This is a genomic window from Maricaulis sp., from assembly GCF_017643475.1.
Taxonomy (GTDB): Bacteria; Pseudomonadota; Alphaproteobacteria; order Caulobacterales; family Maricaulaceae; genus Maricaulis.
The window spans coordinates 498,649-514,589 of the sequence record NZ_JAEPNI010000001.1 but is presented as its reverse complement, the minus strand read 5'-3'; the positions used below and the strand labels follow the sequence as shown (position 1 = coordinate 514,589).

The window sequence follows — 15,941 nt, the reverse complement described above, 5'->3', positions numbered from 1 at the left end:
GCGGAGCTTTGGATCAGGGCGTCTCATTTGGTAAGCTGCCCCCGTCAAGCGCAATCGGGGTTGCGCTTTCGGGGAGTAATAGCTGTGCGAAATCAAATTCTTGCCCTTGCGGTTTCATTGGGTCTTTCGGCACCGGCCATGGCGCAGGAAACGGAAGCACCAACACCACAAACAGTCTCAACCGAACTGTTCGGCCTGGCGCAATCCTATTTCGGACAAGGAGATCTGGAAGCCGCAAAGCGCGCGCTGGAAGCGGTGCTGGCGCTGAAACCGGCTCATCCAGCAGCCCTGGGAGGACTTTTTGCGGTCGCAAACCGGGGGGGTAACGCGAATGACGCCTTCGAAGCACTCGATGCGATGGTTGCCGCCGGTCTGACCTATGACCCCTCCCGAGCTGAGGCCATGCTGCGCGAGACCGACACAGCAAGGTATGATGCGATCATCGCTTCGCTGGAAGCCAATGCCGCCGCGACTGGCCAGGCCGAGCGTTTTGCCGTGGTCGACTTGCCGGATGCGCTGATTGAGGGCGTGGCCATGGACATCGAGACGGACCGTCTTTTCCTGTCCTCCGTGGCCCAGCGTCAGATCATCCTGCTGGAACCGTTCGCCCGCGATGAACCGATCGTCTTCGCTGACCGTGATGACGGGCTTTGGTCCGTGTTTGGCGTTGCTGTGGATGACCGTACCCGCCTCGTGTGGGCCGCATCCGGTGTGGTTCCGCAAACCCCGATGGAAGAGGGCGAGGAAGAAGGCACCGCGCTGTTCGCCTTCGACCTGATGACCGGCGATCTTTATCGCCGTTATGAAATCGAAGGCGCCCAGCAGATGGCCGACTTCGTCGTTCGCGACGGGATCGTATATGTCTCTGACAGCCGTGCCCCGCGCGTCTATGTCCTCGACAGCGTGTCCGGGCAGCTGGAAGTCCTGGCCGAGGATCCGCGTTTTGTGAACCTGCAGGGTGTCGCGCTGGCCCGTGGCGCACTCTATGTGGCGGACTATTCCATGGGCATCTGGCGCGTTGATCTGGGAGACCAGTCCGTGACGCTGGTTCGTCCGAATGATGTCTCGCTGATTGGTATCGACGGCCTGCTCAACACACGCGACGGGCGTCTGGTCGCCGTACGCAACGGTGCCCGTCCGCACCAGATGATGGCGATCGACCTGAATGACGAGGGCACGGCTGTCGAGAATGTCGAGGTTCTGCTGCGCGGACACCCGGACATGAGCCCGGGCACCGAGCCGACGCTGGTCGATCTGGCCGACGGCCGGGCCTGGTTGGTAGCCAATGGTGCCTGGCCGCTATTCCCGGAGGACGGCAGCGATCCGGATCAAGAACGCCCCACAACCACAATCCTGGAAATGGATTTGCGGTAAACGCACCGGTCAGATTCCGTTCAGCAATTTCTCATAATCTTGAAGAGCTCCACGCTTAGCGAAAGGAGGCCAAGATGATGGAGATTGATCGGGACTTTACGTCCCAGCTGAACGGAAAACGGCTCACGACGGCGGAGATCCTGTATTACCTGCCGGACCATCCCAGCCTGCTCCAGAGCTTTCTGTGGCAGACCAATGACATGGCGCCACGCTACCCGCGACTATTGCGCTTCCTGAATTTCTGGCGACAGGAGATCCACGCGGTGATCCATACGGTACGCATCGCTCATCGCGGCCTGATTGGCCCGGCGGAATGGTCCAGCGCGGACATCGAGCTTCGGTTAAACTAGGCCCTCGCGGCGATGGGAAGCACTCTTTTTTTGGAATTTCTCCTTTCCTCGCGCGCAACTCGGGTCATACTTTGATTTGCGAGGACGAAGACTGGTGGAGTTTCCAATGAAACGCTTTCTCCTGACGCTGGCAGCAGCGGCTACTCTTGGCGCCTGTGCGGCAGTTCCAACGCCCTATCAGTCCGCGACGGGCGAACGCTGGGGGTTCGAAGAAACCCGCATCGAACAGAACCGGTTCCGCGTCTCCTTTGGCGGCAATGCCCTGACGGACCGCGACACGGTTGAACTATATCTGCTCTATCGCAGCGCGGAGCTCACGGTTGAGAACGGCTATGATTATTTTCAATTGGTCGAGCGAGCGGTTGATTCCGAGACTCGCTACCGAGATCGACGTCGCCGCTACGACGCATTCGGCGTTCATTATGCCTATTTCCACCCCCGATGGGGCTGGCGAGGCATGTATGACCCCTTCTGGGATGACATCCCGCCGCGTGAAAGCACTCGATACGAGGCCAGTGCAGAAATCGTTCTCGGCCACGGCGACAAACCCGACCATCCGCGCGCCTTCGATGCCCGCGATGTCATGGCCAATCTGGGCGATGACATTGTCAGGCCGGAAGTCGAATAGTCTTCAAGCCCGTTCCTGAATCGAAAAAGCCGGGGCGCGCCGCCCCGGCTTCCTCATTTTTCAGCTCGTAACGAACCAACTTCCAAAATCAGAACTGACCGCTAATCGTGAGGCGTGCGTTCAGCGGAGCCCCAACAGTTGCCTGGTGCGTGCTGTGCGAGGTCGGGAAATAGAGCTCATCTGTCAAGTTCTCGACATTCAACTGCACGCGGAAATTATCCGACACGTCGTAGAAAACAGCGGCGTCTACACGTGTAAATGCCGGCAGAACCGCCGAGTTCGAATTGTTGATGAAACTCTCATCCTGATAGGTCAATCCAGCGCCAAAGCCGAACTGGTCGTTGAGCTGAAAGCCGGACCAGATCGAGAACATGTTTTCGGGCAACTCCCGCGGACGCAGGCCCGTTGCTCCATTGCGATTGATGATTTCACCATTTAGTCGGCTGTAGCCAGCGGACACGAACCACTGGTCGGTAAGCTGACCCTGCAACTGAGCTTCAAAGCCCGTCGTCTCGGAGTCTATCACGTCAAGCGTGGACGGATCATTGTCGGCAACCTGCGGAGAACTCTGCTCGATCTCAAACACCGCAGCAGTGAAGCTGAGATTTGAGGAGAAATCCCATTTAACGCCTGCTTCCACGTTCGTGTATGTGTTCGGGTCGAGAGCGTTATTGCTGCCGTTGATATTGGCGAACTGCTCGCCACTACGGGGCAGGAAACTCTCGGAATAGCTGCCGTACAGAGAGACGTTTTCCATCGGCTTATAGACGACGCCGAAACGCGGAGAGATTTCCTCGTCGGTACGCGAACGGCTTTCGTCTGCAACGACGTTGTAGACGTCGATGTCGAAGCTGTCGAAACGAGCACCGATAATGATGTCTAGTTTCTCGGAGATCTCGATCTCATCTTGAAGATAGACCGAGAATACGGATACGTCTGCTTCGGTGTCGTCATTGATCGAAACGGTGAAATCATTGCTGGTCGGATCGCCGCTTGCATTGACGCCAACGCCACCGCGGATGTTCAACGGACGCTCAATGATGAAGCTCTCATTGTCGTCTGAAGTTTGGTTGAAGAAGGTGTTGTAGCGATCGTTGTTGTTGACAGTGTCAATGAACTCAGCGCCGGCAACTACAGTGTGGCGCAGGCCACCCATCTGGAATTCACCGATCAGGTCACCCGACAGGATCAGATTCTGACGCTGTGTCGTGTCGAGATAGCCATCCAGAGTGACAACATTCGGAGAACCGGCCTGGTCATAACCTGACGCATAGAGGTTCTGGTACATCTTGTCATAATCGCCGTAGAATGCACTCACGCGGCCCTTGAGCGTGTCGGAGATTCGGTGCTGAAGCGTCGCGCGGAAAATGTGCGCCTGGAGCTCCGTCGTGTTGAGTTCCGGATCACCAAACACGATGTCCTGGAATGCCTCGACAGGCTCGCCATTGGTGCCAGTCGGGATGCCGCGATCAATGAAACGTTCATGGTCGACATACTCATAGGACAGATCCAGAGACGTCGCATCGCTCAGCTCGAAATGAGCAGTCGGATTGAGGCCGATCTGGGTGCCGTCGTAAAAGTCGCGGTGATTGTCGAGGCTCTCATACATCGCATTGAGACGGAATGCAGACGTGTCAGTCGAGGAGATGTTCGTGTCCAGTTCGACACCGAATGCGCCAAACGTATCAATCGAGGCACGATAGCCAGTGAACTGCTCGCCGATGATGCCCTTTTTTGTGACACGATTCAGGATACCGCCTGTGCCACCGCGTCCGAACAGAAGCGCGTTCGGTCCACGCAGGATCTCGACCTGCTCGATGTTATAGAGCGGGCGATAGTACTGGACGTCATCACGCACACCATCAATGAAGAAGTCAGCCGTAGAGCGAACACCGCGGAAGACAACGGAATCTCGGTGACCTTCGCCTTGGGAGTTAGAGACACCCGGGATGTAGTTGATAATGTCGCCGATGCTGTCGAAGCCTTGCCGATGGAATTGGTCGGACGTGACGATCGTCAAGCTCTGCGGAACGTCGATGATCGGTGTTGGCGTACGCAGGGCATTGACCTGGTCGTTGTAGAGATACGTCCCCGTCACAACGATCTGGTCAGAAATTTCACCGTCCTGCTGAGCGAACGAAGCCGGAGCGGCCGCGGCGAGAGCGATGGCGCTGACCGCGAGAAGGTTGGTTACACGAAGTTTCATTGATGAGATCCCACTCAATATGTTTCGGCGCCGGTATACGCTCTTAGGAATGATTTTCAAATGCATCTTACCTGCGACAAATTCGCAGTCTAGCCCACTAGAACGGTTTGCGCGGAAACAGCGGCAATTTGGCAACAGGCCCAAAACCCCCGAAGTCATTGAAAAAATAAGCAAAAGAAAAACGGCGACCCACGGGGCCGCCGTTTTTGCATAACGGATTTGCCTCCGCCCTATTTCGGAGGCATGCGGGCGCCGGCGTCCAGACGGACACACTCGGCATTGATGTAGTCGCTGGAGACCATGAAGTTCACCAGGTCCGCATATTCTTCCGGCGTGCCGAAACGCTGCGGGAATTGCAGGTGCGCAGCGAGGTTCACTTTCACTTCCGGCGGCATCTGCTGATAGATCGGTGTTTCAAAGAAGCCCGGCAGGATCGTGTTCACACGAATACCTTCCTTGGCGAGATCGCGGGCCATCGGCAGGGTCATGCCATAGATACCGCCCTTCGAAGCAGAATAGGCGACCTGGCCGATCTGGCCGTCCTGTGCCGCCACCGATGCGGTGTGGATGATGACGCCGCGGCCGGAGCCGTCCAGCGGGTCCAGGCCCATCATGCCTTCAGCCGCCTTGGCTGCACACATGAAGGAACCGATGAGATTGATCGAGATGACGCGGGTGAAGCGGCCCATATCGTGTGCCGATACCTCGCCGGTGGAACCGGAACGGCGCGCGGTCTTTTCCGCTGCACCAATGCCGGCACAATTCACCAAAACACGTTCCTGGCCGTGAGCGGCGCGGGCCTTTTCAAAACCGGCATTGACGCTGTCCTCGTCGGCGACATTGACGTGACAGAACACACCACCGATTTCGCTGGCGACCTGTTCGCCGCGCTCGACGTTCATGTCAAAAATAGCGACTTTCGCGCCCTCGGCCGCCAGGCGGCGTGCCGTACCTTCGCCCAAACCGGAAGCACCGCCGGTCACGATGGCGGCGATGGAAGAGTCAAGTTTCATCGGAATTCATCCCCTCGACGTTGAATTTATCCAAGGGACATAACGCGTCGCCGGCGAAAAGAAAACGCGCGACCTGCGTCCAGGTCGCGCGTGTCGGGAAGAGGACAGACAGACTGGGAAGACTGCCTGTCCGGATGGCCGGTATTGCTCGTGAGCGTGAGCAAAACCAAGTCAGGTCTGTGCATCTCTACGCTTGAGGAAGGCACCGGGATAGGAAAGACCGCCCTCAAAGCGTTTCGACCTGACCATTTAACCACAATTTCATAGCGGGTATATGCGACACGCGGGCGCAGGGGAGAAGTGTCGCAGGCAAAATTTGGTTCGCTTTCCCCGCGCGTAATGTTAGAGGCGCCAAATCACTCGCGGTTTGAGGAGCCCTGACCATGACCTCTCCCACAGCCCTGGCCATTCATGGCGGCGCCGGCGTTCTCGGCGATCATGATTACAAGGATGTGCGTGCCCATCTTTCTGCCCTGGCGCAGCGCGGTCGCAGCATGCTGCATTCCGGCGGCCGGGCAATCGATGTCGTGACTGCCATGGTCGAGGATCTGGAAGCCTCCGGACTTTACGTGGCGGGCAAGGGCTCTTCCCCGAACGCGGCGGGCAGCTATGAGCTGGATGCTGCCATCATGGATGGCGAAAGCCGCGCGGCCGGTTCCGTCGCCACGCTGACCGGCTTTGTCAGCCCGATCCGGGTGGCCCGGGCCGTCATGGAAAAGACACCGCATGTCATGGTCGCCGGCAATGGGGCGGTAAACTTCGCCAGCCTGGGCGCGTTCGAACGCGTCGAGAGCGTGAATGATTATTATGTCCCCGCGGCCGAGCCGGACGATCGTGAGTTTCCCACCGGCACGGTCGGTGCTGTTGCCCTGGACAGCCAGGGACGCCTTGCCGCGGCCACCTCGACGGGCGGAACACTCAACAAGCTTGAAGGCAGGGTCGGCGATTGTCCGATCATCGGGTCGGGCACCTGGGCGGATGACCAGGTCGCCATTTCCTGTACCGGCCAGGGTGAGTTTTTCATGCGACTGGCAGCCGCCAAGGACCTGGCCGCCCGTATCGAGTTCGGCGGCGCCAGTGTCACCGACGCCACCCGCGCCACTGTAGATGCTGTTGGCAAGCTGGGCGGAGAAGGCGGTATCATCGCCGTGGGACGTGACGGCACGGTCGTCGATATTTTCAATTCTCCCGGCATGAAACGCGCGGTCGTCAACACCGCCGGCGAAATTCGTGTCGCGGTCGACTAGGGTTTCTCCATGCGCGGATATTTTGCCGTAGGCGCGGAAGGCATTTCCAAACCGATGAATCTCGGGGCCATCCTGCGCACCGCCCATGCTTTTGGCGCCAGCTTCGCCTTTTCGGTCAATGCCCACCACCGGGTGCGCGAGATCAATGATGCGGACACATCCAAATCCATGGACCACCTGCCCTATTACGGCTGGGACGGGCTGGATGACATGCTGTTGCCGTCCAATTGCCAACTGGTCGGCATTGAATTGACCGATGATGCCGTTGAACTCCCCAGCTTCCGCCATCCCAAATGCGCGGCCTATGTTTTCGGACGCGAGCGGGGATCCCTGACCGCAGAGATGCAGGAACGCTGTGCCCACATCGTGAAAATCCCGACCAAGTTCTGCGTCAATGTCTCGGTGGCCTGCGCCGTGACGCTGTATGATCGCACGGTTTCGATGGGCGGATATCCGGAACGCCCGCTGATGCCCGGCGGTCCGGAACTGAAATCACCGGACAGCTGGAAGAAATTCGGTTCACACCGATAACTTCCCGGCAATCTCCTGACGGTAAATTCCGGTTAACCCTGCCTTGAAACGGCCATTTCGATGCGCTTGTTTCGTGTCTGTTGCGTTTAACCGGAGTGTCGCTGTCCATGCGCCGTCTGCTTGCTGCCGCCCTTCTTTCCCTGACCAGTTTTGCCCCGGCCGCCCTGGCCCAGGCCGATCCGCAATTTCGCGGCGAATATACCGACTGGCGCGTTTTCACACGCCAGACCGATCAGGGCCTGGTCTGCTACGCACTCAGTCGTCCGACCGACAGCGCGCCACGCAATCACGAACACGGCGCGGTCTATTTCATCGTCTCCAGCTGGCAGAACGGCGCGGTGACAGAACAGCCGAATATCCTGGTCGGCTATGATCTGCGCCCCACCAGCCCGCCGGAAGTGCGCATCGGCTCCAGCCGCTATTCCATGTTCACCGACGGCCAGGAAGGCTTCCTCGACCAGCTCGACGACGAACCCCGTGTCATCCGCTCCATGCGGCGCGGCTCGGTCATGCGTGTCCAGGCCACCACGAGCGATGGCGTCTCCGCGGCCTATGAGTTTTCCCTGCGCGGTGTGACGGCAGCCCTGCAGCGCGTGGATGCGCTGTGCTAGATATCATCCCCAAACGAGTGTTCTGAAACCTCACCTTTGCCATAACTTCCGAGCCGCCGGCGGGTTCAAAACCTGTACAGACTTCTTTTCCAACGCGGATGTGAACTCTGAATCTGTGATGGTCGCGAAAAACACAAACCGATCACGGTCTCCTGCATCTGCAAACACGCGTGCAGCATCCATCTTTTTCAACGAAGCGATCATCGACGCGAAGAACGCGTCTCGATATTCACTCCATCCAAACGAGTTCCCGTGTTCATCAAGCTCACTTTCTGATGTCATCTCCCGCATCATTTCTTCGATAGCTGCTAAACTAGTCCGAAGTTCTCCCGGCCGGTCGAGGTTTTCTCCATCCTCCCACTCCACGCACGACCATCGATAGTACGCTCGCCCGCCGAAGGCGCGCATGAAGTTCCCTCGCCGCTCCCAAAGGGAAGCAAATTGCTCCTCGGTCATCGCGGCCGCTCCCATATGATCCAGATCCTCGCTGGCCATCAAAGCAAAAGCGTAGAATTGCTCCCCAGACCGCTCGCGAATAGCGCGAGTGAACACCGCCCCAACATCCGAGCAGACCGCTTCAACGACGCCGCCAAATGCCGGTTCAGGAAAACGGCGGTCTCGATTGTCAATTGGAATCGAATTGAACTTGAACACGCGATTTCCTCGCTGAATTAGCAATCTCGTATCGCACTATGCCAACCGCGCGCCCTCAAGCAAGCTTGGGTGGTGCTACCCCGGCGCCGACACCCAATAAATTATCGATCGTCGCGCCAGGATTAGGAATCCGGCGTATTCTGTGATAGACGCCCCGGCCTGCTGCAGAACCGAAGACGACACTCGATGAACCACGCGCTGAACATTTCCGCCGCCAACCCGAACGCCCCTCGCCTCAATGAGGGTGAGACCGCGCTGCCCACCTCGCTGGCCGGCATGACGCGCGCGCAATTGCGCGAGGCGGCAATCCAGATCGGTGTGGACGAGAAAAAGGCCAAGATGCGCGCGGAGCAGCTTTGGCGCTGGATCTATCATTACGGCGTCCAGTCCTTCGACGATATGACGAATATCTCCAAGGATCTGCGCGCCAAAATGGCGGCCGAGTTCACGCTGACCCGGCCCAGGCTCACCGAGCGCCAGGTCTCTGTCGACGGCACACGCAAATACCTGATCGAACTGTCTCCGGGCGTGGAATGCGAGACGGTCTTCATTCCCGACGTCGCCAAGTCCGGCGCGCTGTGCGTGTCCAGCCAGGTCGGCTGTACGCTCAACTGCACCTTCTGCCACACCGGCACCCAGGCGCTGGTGCGCAATCTGACCGCCGCCGAAATCGCCGCCCAGGTGATGATCGCGCGCGATGACCTTCAGGAATGGCCGACCTCGAACGAGAACCGCAAGATCACCAATATCGTCTTCATGGGCATGGGTGAGCCGCTCTACAACCTCGACAATGTCTCGGATTCCATCGACATCATTTCCGATGGCGAGGGCATGGGCATTGGCCGCCGCCGCACGACCGTGTCGACGTCCGGCGTTGTGCCCAAGATCAAGGAACTGGGCGAGCGCACCGGCACCATGCTGGCGATCTCGCTGCACGCGACCAATGATGATCTGCGCGACGAGCTGGTCCCGCTGAACAAGAAATACCCGCTGGCTGAACTGATGGACGCCATCTGCCAGTATCCGGGCCTCAACAACTCCAAGCGCGTGACCTTTGAATACGTCATGCTCAAGGGTGTGAATGACAGTCTGGCCGAGGCGCGCGAGCTGGTGAAACTGCTCAAGGGCGTGCCCGCCAAGATCAACCTGATCCCGTTCAACCCGTGGCCGGACAGCCCGTATGAATGTTCTGACTGGGACCAGATCGAGGCCTTTGCCGACGTCGTAAATCGCGCCGGTTATGCCAGCCCTATCCGCACCCCGCGCGGCCGCGACATCCTCGCCGCTTGCGGACAATTGCGCTCGGAAAGCCAGAAAGTCCGCGCCAGCGAGCTGCGCAAGCAGCGCCTCGCGGGCGAAGACCAGGGCTGATCGCCCTGCGGGTCATGGACGGGATCGGCGGCTCACGCTAACCCTTCACCATGACCTCTGCCGTTCTCTATCACTGGAAACTCAAGCCCGGCCGTGACGCGGACTTCCGCCTCGCCTGGGAAGAGGGCACGCGCCAGATCCATCAGCTATGTGGATCGCATGGCGCGATCCTGCACCAGGCCGACGACGGGACCTACTGGTCCTATGCCTGCTGGCCGTCGGAACAGGCGCGGCAGATCTGTTTCAACGAGACGGACTGGTTCTCACGAGAGTGTTTCCAGCGCATGCAGGACTGCATCGAGGAGCGCTTCGAGGAAACCCGGCTGGAGCTGACCAATGACCTCCTGCAGGACCGCACGCCAAAAACCGACCCGGTAATCCTGACGACGGCCCGCCTGGTTCTGCGGCCCATGTCGATCCATGACGCCGAAGCACTGCTGCCCGCGCTGACGGACGAAGGCAATATGCGCTTCTGGTCCAGCGCACCGATCACCACGCTGGGCGAGGCGCGCGACTACATCACCTGGAATGTGCACGGCGCGAATATCGAGTGTTTTGCCATCACCGAACAGGCCGACACGGCAAAGGCCCTGGGCTGGATCATCCTCATGGACCGCAAGTCCGGCCAGGCCGAGATCGGTTACATTCTCTGTCCGCAGGCGCAGGGCAAGGGTTATGCCCTGGAAGCTGGCAAAGCACTGGTGCGCCACGCCTTTTCCACGCGAAAAATCCGCCGACTCTACGCCGATATCGACCCGGACAATGCGGGCTCGATCAAGCTGGTAGAGCGTCTGGGTTTCAAGTATGAAGGCCGTCTTCGGGGGGCCTGGAAAACCCATATCGGTGTTCGCGACACACTGATTTACGGCATGCTTTCACAAGACCTGGCTGCGTAGACCGGCAGACCATCCTCACATCGAATTCGCGACATTATTTCGTCGAATCTGCTCTAGACAGGCCGCCAACCGCGCAAGTCAAACAACCGAACTTTCCAGCCCAGCAAGGCTTGGTTAACCTTGTTTCGTTCAAATCGTGCCACCTGAAAACGAGATTCGATTTGACCACCAACACCGGCAACATCTCTGCTTTTGCACCGCTAATACTGATCGGCTTGGCGGTTGTGTGCACGCCGCTGCTGGGCCTCGCCGAACCGCTGCGAGGCGACCAGGTGGCTGCCATTTTCCCACCCGGCTGGTCCGAGCGGGATGTTCTCCTCGCCTCAGCACAGGCCGGACAAAATCTCGTGCGCTTCGGCGCCCTGCCCAATGTCGGCATTGTCGAATTTTCCTCCCAGGCAGACCTTGAGAGCCTACGCGCTGCCGGAGCCTTGCTCCTGCTCGACCCGCAAGTCCTCGGCGGCTGCCTGATCGGTGCCGAAGCCTCGGCACTTCCACCGTCCCAGCTCACTGGAACCGCATCATGACCCGTCTCGATACCCTGCGTGCCCAAGCGCAAAAGGCACTGACCTTCATCTCGATCGGTGTGGCTGTCGCCTACCCACTTATTGCCTTCTTCGTGGCGCCGAGCCGCGTCATTCCCGGGACGTTCCTCCTTGGCCTAGTGGCAGCGATATCCTTCCTGAGCTGGCGCACCGCTTCAAACACAGTCGCATCACGCGCGACAACTGCGGCCGCGATCATGGCCTTCCCGGCCGTGCTCGTTTACATGATGAGCGGTGCCACCTGGCAGCTTGACATGCACATGGTCTTTTTCGCTTGTCTCTCGGCGACGGCCATCATGATTGACTGGCGCGCCATCGTCGCAGCATCTGCGGTTACGGCCGTCCACCACCTCTCCTTGAACTTTGCCCTTCCCTGGGCGGTTTTCCCGGACGGGGCAGATTTCGGCCGAGTTGTCTTCCACGCCGTGGTTGTCGTCGGCCAGGCTGGCGCCCTGATCTGGATGACCTATCAGACCGCGAAGGCTCTCACCGATGCTGATGAAAGCATGAGTGAGGCGACGGAAGCCCAGACCGCAGCTGATGACGCGACCGAAGCTCAGACCAGCCTTCAGGCTGAAGCCGAGAATCGCCGCGCCGCGATCGCCAAGATCGCTGGTGATTTCGAGCAGGCCCTGCGTGTCGTGGTGACCTCCGTTTCCGGTGCGTCCTCCCAGGTCGCCGGCCTCGCGGACCAACTCAATGGCGACGCGCGCGCAACACGTTCCGGCGCGGAAAGCGCATCCACGCAAGCGTCCAACACCAATTCCGACGTCCAGTCCGTAGCGGCTGCCGCACAGGAACTCTCCGCCTCCATCGCCGAGGTGGCACGCATCCTTGAAAACTCGGACGAAGTCTCCGAGCGGGCGGTCACCGAGGCAGAAGGCGCCGGTCGCTCCATCGACGAGCTTCAGTCTGCCGCACGCGAGATCGAGGAGATCATGGAAATGGTCGCCGGAGTCGCTGAACAGACCAATCTGCTCGCACTCAACGCGACTATCGAGGCGGCTCGCGCCGGTGAAGCGGGCAAGGGCTTCGCCGTTGTAGCCTCGGAAGTGAAGGCTCTGGCGGAACAGACCACACGCGCGTCCAACGACATTGCCGGCCGGATCGACGCCATGCGTGGCGCGTCCGGTGGTGCAGCCAGCGCGCTAGGCCGCATTTCCGAAATCATCGACGAGATCCGCTCCGCATCCGGCAGCGTACGTGATGCTTTCTCCCAACAGGACAATGCCACCCGTGAAATCGCCCAGCTTGCCGAACAGGCTGCCAGTGCCACCGCGAATGTCACGCGCGACATGGATGAGGTAAACGAGGCGGCATCCCGAGCCAGTACTGCTGCCGAAGAGTTCGCGGGCGCGTCCTCCGCTCTGAGCGAAAACGCTTCCAAGCTCGATGAGGAACTCGACTCCTTCAAGGCTGCGCTTGACGCCGCCTAGGCCTGGACATCACCAGAATCAAAAAAAGGGGCGGCTCGACGGGCCGCCCCTTTTTCGTGCCCCTATTCCGGCTTGCGGAAAAGATAGACGAACCTGTCCGTATTGCGCCGGATATTTGGCGCGAAGACCGAAATGTCGCGCGGATCTTCCGGGTTGGCGAGCATGTCGCTCTCGGAAACAAACTCGAAGCCGGCCGCCATTACTTCCTGCATGACGACTGCAGATTCGATACGGTGCAGGGTCTGGACCGCATCAAGACCGCTGCCCTCGACCGCATGGTGATCAACAACAAGAAAAACTCCACCCGGTGCCAACGCATTGAAAATCGCCTGGTTCATCGCCGCGCGGTCCGTCCCGTCATATCCAGTGTCATGATAGAAGAGCACCATGAAAACTGCGTCGAGTGGACGGTCAAAACCGGTGCCGAAATCCTCCAGATCATCAGCATGATGCGAGAGGTTGGCGCGACGGCGGGCCATGGCATTCATGGCTTCGTTGGCGTCACCATATTGCTCGGCAACCCAGCTGGGATTAAATGAGTAAACACGCCCCATATCACCGACCGCCGTCGACAGGATGCGGGAATAATAGCCTCCACCCGGGACGATATCCGCGACGCCCCAGCCCCGCTGCACGCCTGCAAAATCCAGAAGCTCCGCCGGATGACGATTAACGTCGAGCACGCGGTCCTCGTCCGGCCTCTGCTCGTCGTCGACCGCCTCCATGATCGTGTCCCAGCGCGTCTGGGGCGCATCGCTGACCACCTGCTGGTCCTCCGCCTGGTCGCTTCCCCCACTGCAGGCTGCCAGCATGAGTGTTGCCGCACTCAACCAATAAACAGGCTTCATTGATTTCCCCATTTGCTCCCTGTCGAATACTTGCAACAGAAATACTTTACGCTTCCAGTCACGAACCCGTGACACCCCCGCGGGTATTTTACCTTTGGTTTGGACTTGAGCGCGATTCTCTTCCCGACCCGATACTGATTCGTACCGGGGGGCCGGGGAGGCCGTACAATGCAAATCATACTTCTGCTCTCGGCGCTTCTGGCGCTCGGAGCGGCTTATCACTACCGTGCGGAGTGCCGGCGCGCTTAAGCGCCGGCCTCCTTTCTTCCCGCTTGCACTTCCGCGAACAGGCGTCATTCTCCTCGCCAGACGAGGAGATCCGCATGTTGCTAAACACATCCACCTGGCCGGAAGTTGAAGCCTATCTGGAACGCTGCAAGGGCATCATCATCCCCATCGGCTCATTCGAACAGCACGGCCCCAATGGCCTGGTGGGAACGGATGCGATCTGTCCCGAAATCATCGCTCATGAAGCCGGCCAGGAATCCGGCTTTCTCGTCGGCCCGACCTTCAATGTCGGCATTGCCCAGCATCACCTGGCCTTTCCGGGTTCGATGACGCTGCGACCCTCGACCATGATCGCGGCCATGAATGACTGGATCGCCTCGCTGGTCCGACACGGCTTTGACCGCATCTATTTCTTCAACGGGCATGGTGGCAACATCACCACGATCAATGCGGCCTTCGCCGAGTACTACGCGAACTATTCGCTCGATGACGCCCCTTGCCCGGTCCGGCTGGCGCAGCAGAACTGGTGGGAATTGCCGGGCGTCATGGCGACCTGCAAGAAGCTCTTCCCGGTCGGCGAAGGGGCGCACGCCACCGCCTCGGAAGTCTCGGTGACGCAATACGCCTATCCCGACGCCATCAAACGGGTAGAGATGGACCCGAAAATCGCACCGAACGGCCGCTTCACCGACGCAGCCGACTACCGGGCAACCTTCCCCGACGGCCGCATCGCCTCTGACCCGTCTCAGGCAACGCCGGAAGCGGGCGCGGAAATCGTCTCGATCGCCAAACAGGCGCTGATTGCCGAGCTCTCCATCTTCTTCGAGACCAAGCTGGAAGCGGCCGCGGAGTAGCAAGCGTGATCCTCTACCTCCTCACTGCCCTCACCCTGACCGTCCAGGACGATGCCTGGGCGCGCCTGCCCGAGCCAGTCACCAACAACGCCGTCGCGGGGGTGGAACTGGACGGTCAGTTGATGGCCTATTCCTTTGCCGGCCTGCACGAAGGCAAGACCTGGCGCGATGTTACAGCGGATGCCTATGCCTGCAATCTCACGGTCCGGACGTGCCGCGAGATCGACGGCCTTCCTGACGGGATTGGCCGCCTCGCATCCGTCGCGGTGACCGTGCGCGGACAGATCTATATTTTCGGCGGCTACACGGTAGCCGAGGATCATTCCGAGCGCTCGACGCCGGAGGTCTGGCGTTTCGACCCGGCCAGCGAGACCTACACCCATATCACCGACATCCCGGTTCCGGTCGATGACACTGTCGCCCTGGTGCACCAGGATCGCTACATCTACCTCGTCAGCGGCTGGCACGACACGGACAATGTCGACCTCGTCCAGGTCTATGACGTCGAGGAAGATCGCTGGTTCGAAGCGACACCTTTTCCTGGCGCACCAGTGTTCGGGCATGCGGGGGCTCTGCTCGGACAGGATTCGCGATTTCAGGCGCAGATGCTGGTTTGCGGCGGCACCGCGGTGTTTCCACCTGAATCCGACGGCGCCCGTCGGTCTTTCCGGGCCATTTCAGACTGCTGGGCCGGCGTCATTGTCGATGCCCCCGAGGTCATTCAGTGGGGCAATGTCGGTGAGCTGCCCGGCGGCTCGTTTTACCGAGGGGCAGCAACAACATTTGAAACGCATTTCGTTTCATTCTGGGCTGGGACAGACAACGCCTTTAACTTCAATGGCATCGGATACAATCAGGCGCCAAGTGAACCACGCGCAGACGCGCAAGGCGGGCTATTCCGGAACGCGTTTGAGGGCTCTTGTCGGGAGTGGACGAACGCAAGCCCAGTCGTATGGCGCGCGCCTCGATGGACAACGATGCCGACGGCCCCAGCGATCATGGACATCCGGGGAATCATCGCCTTTGACCCGCAAAATGCGTTCATCCTCGGTGGCATGATGCAAGGTCAAGTCGTCACGGATGGCGTGACGAAACTGCCGACCCTTGACGATCTTGATACGATTATCATCTCAGGGTGCCACTAACCCC

The 15,941-nt window shown here is 59.6% G+C and carries 16 protein-coding genes; 12 read left to right on the top strand and 4 right to left on the bottom strand.

Going from position 1 to position 15,941, the window contains the following annotated elements:
- Positions 1-84: 84 nt before the first annotated feature.
- The 3 genes from JJ889_RS02505 to JJ889_RS02495 all read left to right on the top strand — a co-directional run bounded on the left by JJ889_RS02505 (position 85) and on the right by JJ889_RS02495 (position 2,352).
- Complete coding sequence (locus tag JJ889_RS02505) at positions 85-1,374, top strand: hypothetical protein (RefSeq protein WP_291891240.1); 1,290 nt, start codon at positions 85-87, stop codon at positions 1,372-1,374.
- Positions 1,375-1,448: 74 nt separating this feature from the next.
- The gene (locus JJ889_RS02500) at positions 1,449-1,724 is read left to right on the top strand and encodes a Usg family protein (RefSeq protein WP_291891238.1); all 276 of its coding nucleotides are present in this window, start codon (positions 1,449-1,451) and stop codon (positions 1,722-1,724) included.
- Between the two features lie 106 nt (positions 1,725-1,830).
- Positions 1,831-2,352 carry a hypothetical protein gene (locus tag JJ889_RS02495; RefSeq protein WP_291891236.1) on the top strand — a complete coding sequence of 174 codons (522 nt, stop codon included), beginning with the start codon at positions 1,831-1,833 and terminating at the stop codon, positions 2,350-2,352.
- An 88-nt stretch (positions 2,353-2,440) separates the two neighbouring features.
- Here JJ889_RS02495 and JJ889_RS02490 read toward each other — a convergent pair whose 3' ends face one another.
- Both JJ889_RS02490 and JJ889_RS02485 read right to left on the bottom strand, forming a co-directional pair.
- On the bottom strand, positions 2,441-4,558 hold the full coding sequence (locus JJ889_RS02490) for a TonB-dependent siderophore receptor (RefSeq protein ID WP_291891233.1): 2,118 nt from the start codon (positions 4,556-4,558) through the stop codon (positions 2,441-2,443).
- Positions 4,559-4,788: 230 nt separating this feature from the next.
- The gene (locus tag JJ889_RS02485; RefSeq protein WP_291891231.1) at positions 4,789-5,571 is read right to left on the bottom strand and encodes an SDR family NAD(P)-dependent oxidoreductase; all 783 of its coding nucleotides are present in this window, start codon (positions 5,569-5,571) and stop codon (positions 4,789-4,791) included.
- 383 nt (positions 5,572-5,954) lie between these two features.
- Between JJ889_RS02485 and JJ889_RS02480 the strand changes: the two genes are divergently transcribed.
- From JJ889_RS02480 to JJ889_RS02470, 3 genes are all read left to right on the top strand, one after another.
- Positions 5,955-6,818 carry an isoaspartyl peptidase/L-asparaginase family protein gene (locus JJ889_RS02480; RefSeq protein WP_291891230.1) on the top strand — a complete coding sequence of 288 codons (864 nt, stop codon included), beginning with the start codon at positions 5,955-5,957 and terminating at the stop codon, positions 6,816-6,818.
- A 9-nt stretch (positions 6,819-6,827) separates the two neighbouring features.
- A complete protein-coding gene (locus tag JJ889_RS02475) occupies positions 6,828-7,349 on the top strand; it encodes a TrmH family RNA methyltransferase (RefSeq protein WP_291891228.1) in 522 nt (173 codons plus the stop codon).
- 107 nt (positions 7,350-7,456) lie between these two features.
- A complete protein-coding gene (locus tag JJ889_RS02470) occupies positions 7,457-7,960 on the top strand; it encodes a hypothetical protein (RefSeq protein WP_291891226.1) in 504 nt (167 codons plus the stop codon).
- Between the two features lie 30 nt (positions 7,961-7,990).
- Here JJ889_RS02470 and JJ889_RS02465 read toward each other — a convergent pair whose 3' ends face one another.
- The gene (locus tag JJ889_RS02465; RefSeq protein WP_291891224.1) at positions 7,991-8,614 is read right to left on the bottom strand and encodes a DUF4303 domain-containing protein; all 624 of its coding nucleotides are present in this window, start codon (positions 8,612-8,614) and stop codon (positions 7,991-7,993) included.
- A gap of 186 nt (positions 8,615-8,800) precedes the next feature.
- Here JJ889_RS02465 and rlmN point away from each other — a divergent pair, with 186 nt between their 5' ends.
- From rlmN to JJ889_RS02445, 4 genes are all read left to right on the top strand, one after another.
- Positions 8,801-9,985, top strand: coding sequence for a 23S rRNA (adenine(2503)-C(2))-methyltransferase RlmN (gene rlmN / locus JJ889_RS02460; protein ID WP_291891222.1), 1,185 nt, complete (start codon positions 8,801-8,803; stop codon positions 9,983-9,985).
- A 50-nt stretch (positions 9,986-10,035) separates the two neighbouring features.
- Complete coding sequence (locus JJ889_RS02455) at positions 10,036-10,881, top strand: GNAT family N-acetyltransferase (RefSeq protein WP_291891220.1); 846 nt, start codon at positions 10,036-10,038, stop codon at positions 10,879-10,881.
- A gap of 161 nt (positions 10,882-11,042) precedes the next feature.
- Positions 11,043-11,408 carry a hypothetical protein gene (locus JJ889_RS02450; RefSeq protein ID WP_291891218.1) on the top strand — a complete coding sequence of 122 codons (366 nt, stop codon included), beginning with the start codon at positions 11,043-11,045 and terminating at the stop codon, positions 11,406-11,408.
- A complete protein-coding gene (locus tag JJ889_RS02445; RefSeq protein ID WP_291891216.1) occupies positions 11,405-12,862 on the top strand; it encodes a methyl-accepting chemotaxis protein in 1,458 nt (485 codons plus the stop codon). The genes JJ889_RS02450 and JJ889_RS02445 overlap by 4 nt, the downstream gene beginning before the upstream one ends.
- 62 nt (positions 12,863-12,924) lie before the next feature.
- Here JJ889_RS02445 and JJ889_RS02440 read toward each other — a convergent pair whose 3' ends face one another.
- Complete coding sequence (locus JJ889_RS02440; RefSeq protein WP_291891214.1) at positions 12,925-13,710, bottom strand: hypothetical protein; 786 nt, start codon at positions 13,708-13,710, stop codon at positions 12,925-12,927.
- Between the two features lie 323 nt (positions 13,711-14,033).
- On the opposite strand from JJ889_RS02440, the gene JJ889_RS02435 reads away from it, so the two are divergent.
- Positions 14,034-14,792: a creatininase family protein gene (locus tag JJ889_RS02435; RefSeq protein WP_291891212.1), complete on the top strand. Its 759-nt coding sequence runs from the start codon at positions 14,034-14,036 to the stop codon at positions 14,790-14,792.
- A gap of 5 nt (positions 14,793-14,797) precedes the next feature.
- Complete coding sequence (locus tag JJ889_RS02430; RefSeq protein WP_291891210.1) at positions 14,798-15,937, top strand: kelch repeat-containing protein; 1,140 nt, start codon at positions 14,798-14,800, stop codon at positions 15,935-15,937.
- Positions 15,938-15,941 lie beyond the last annotated feature (4 nt).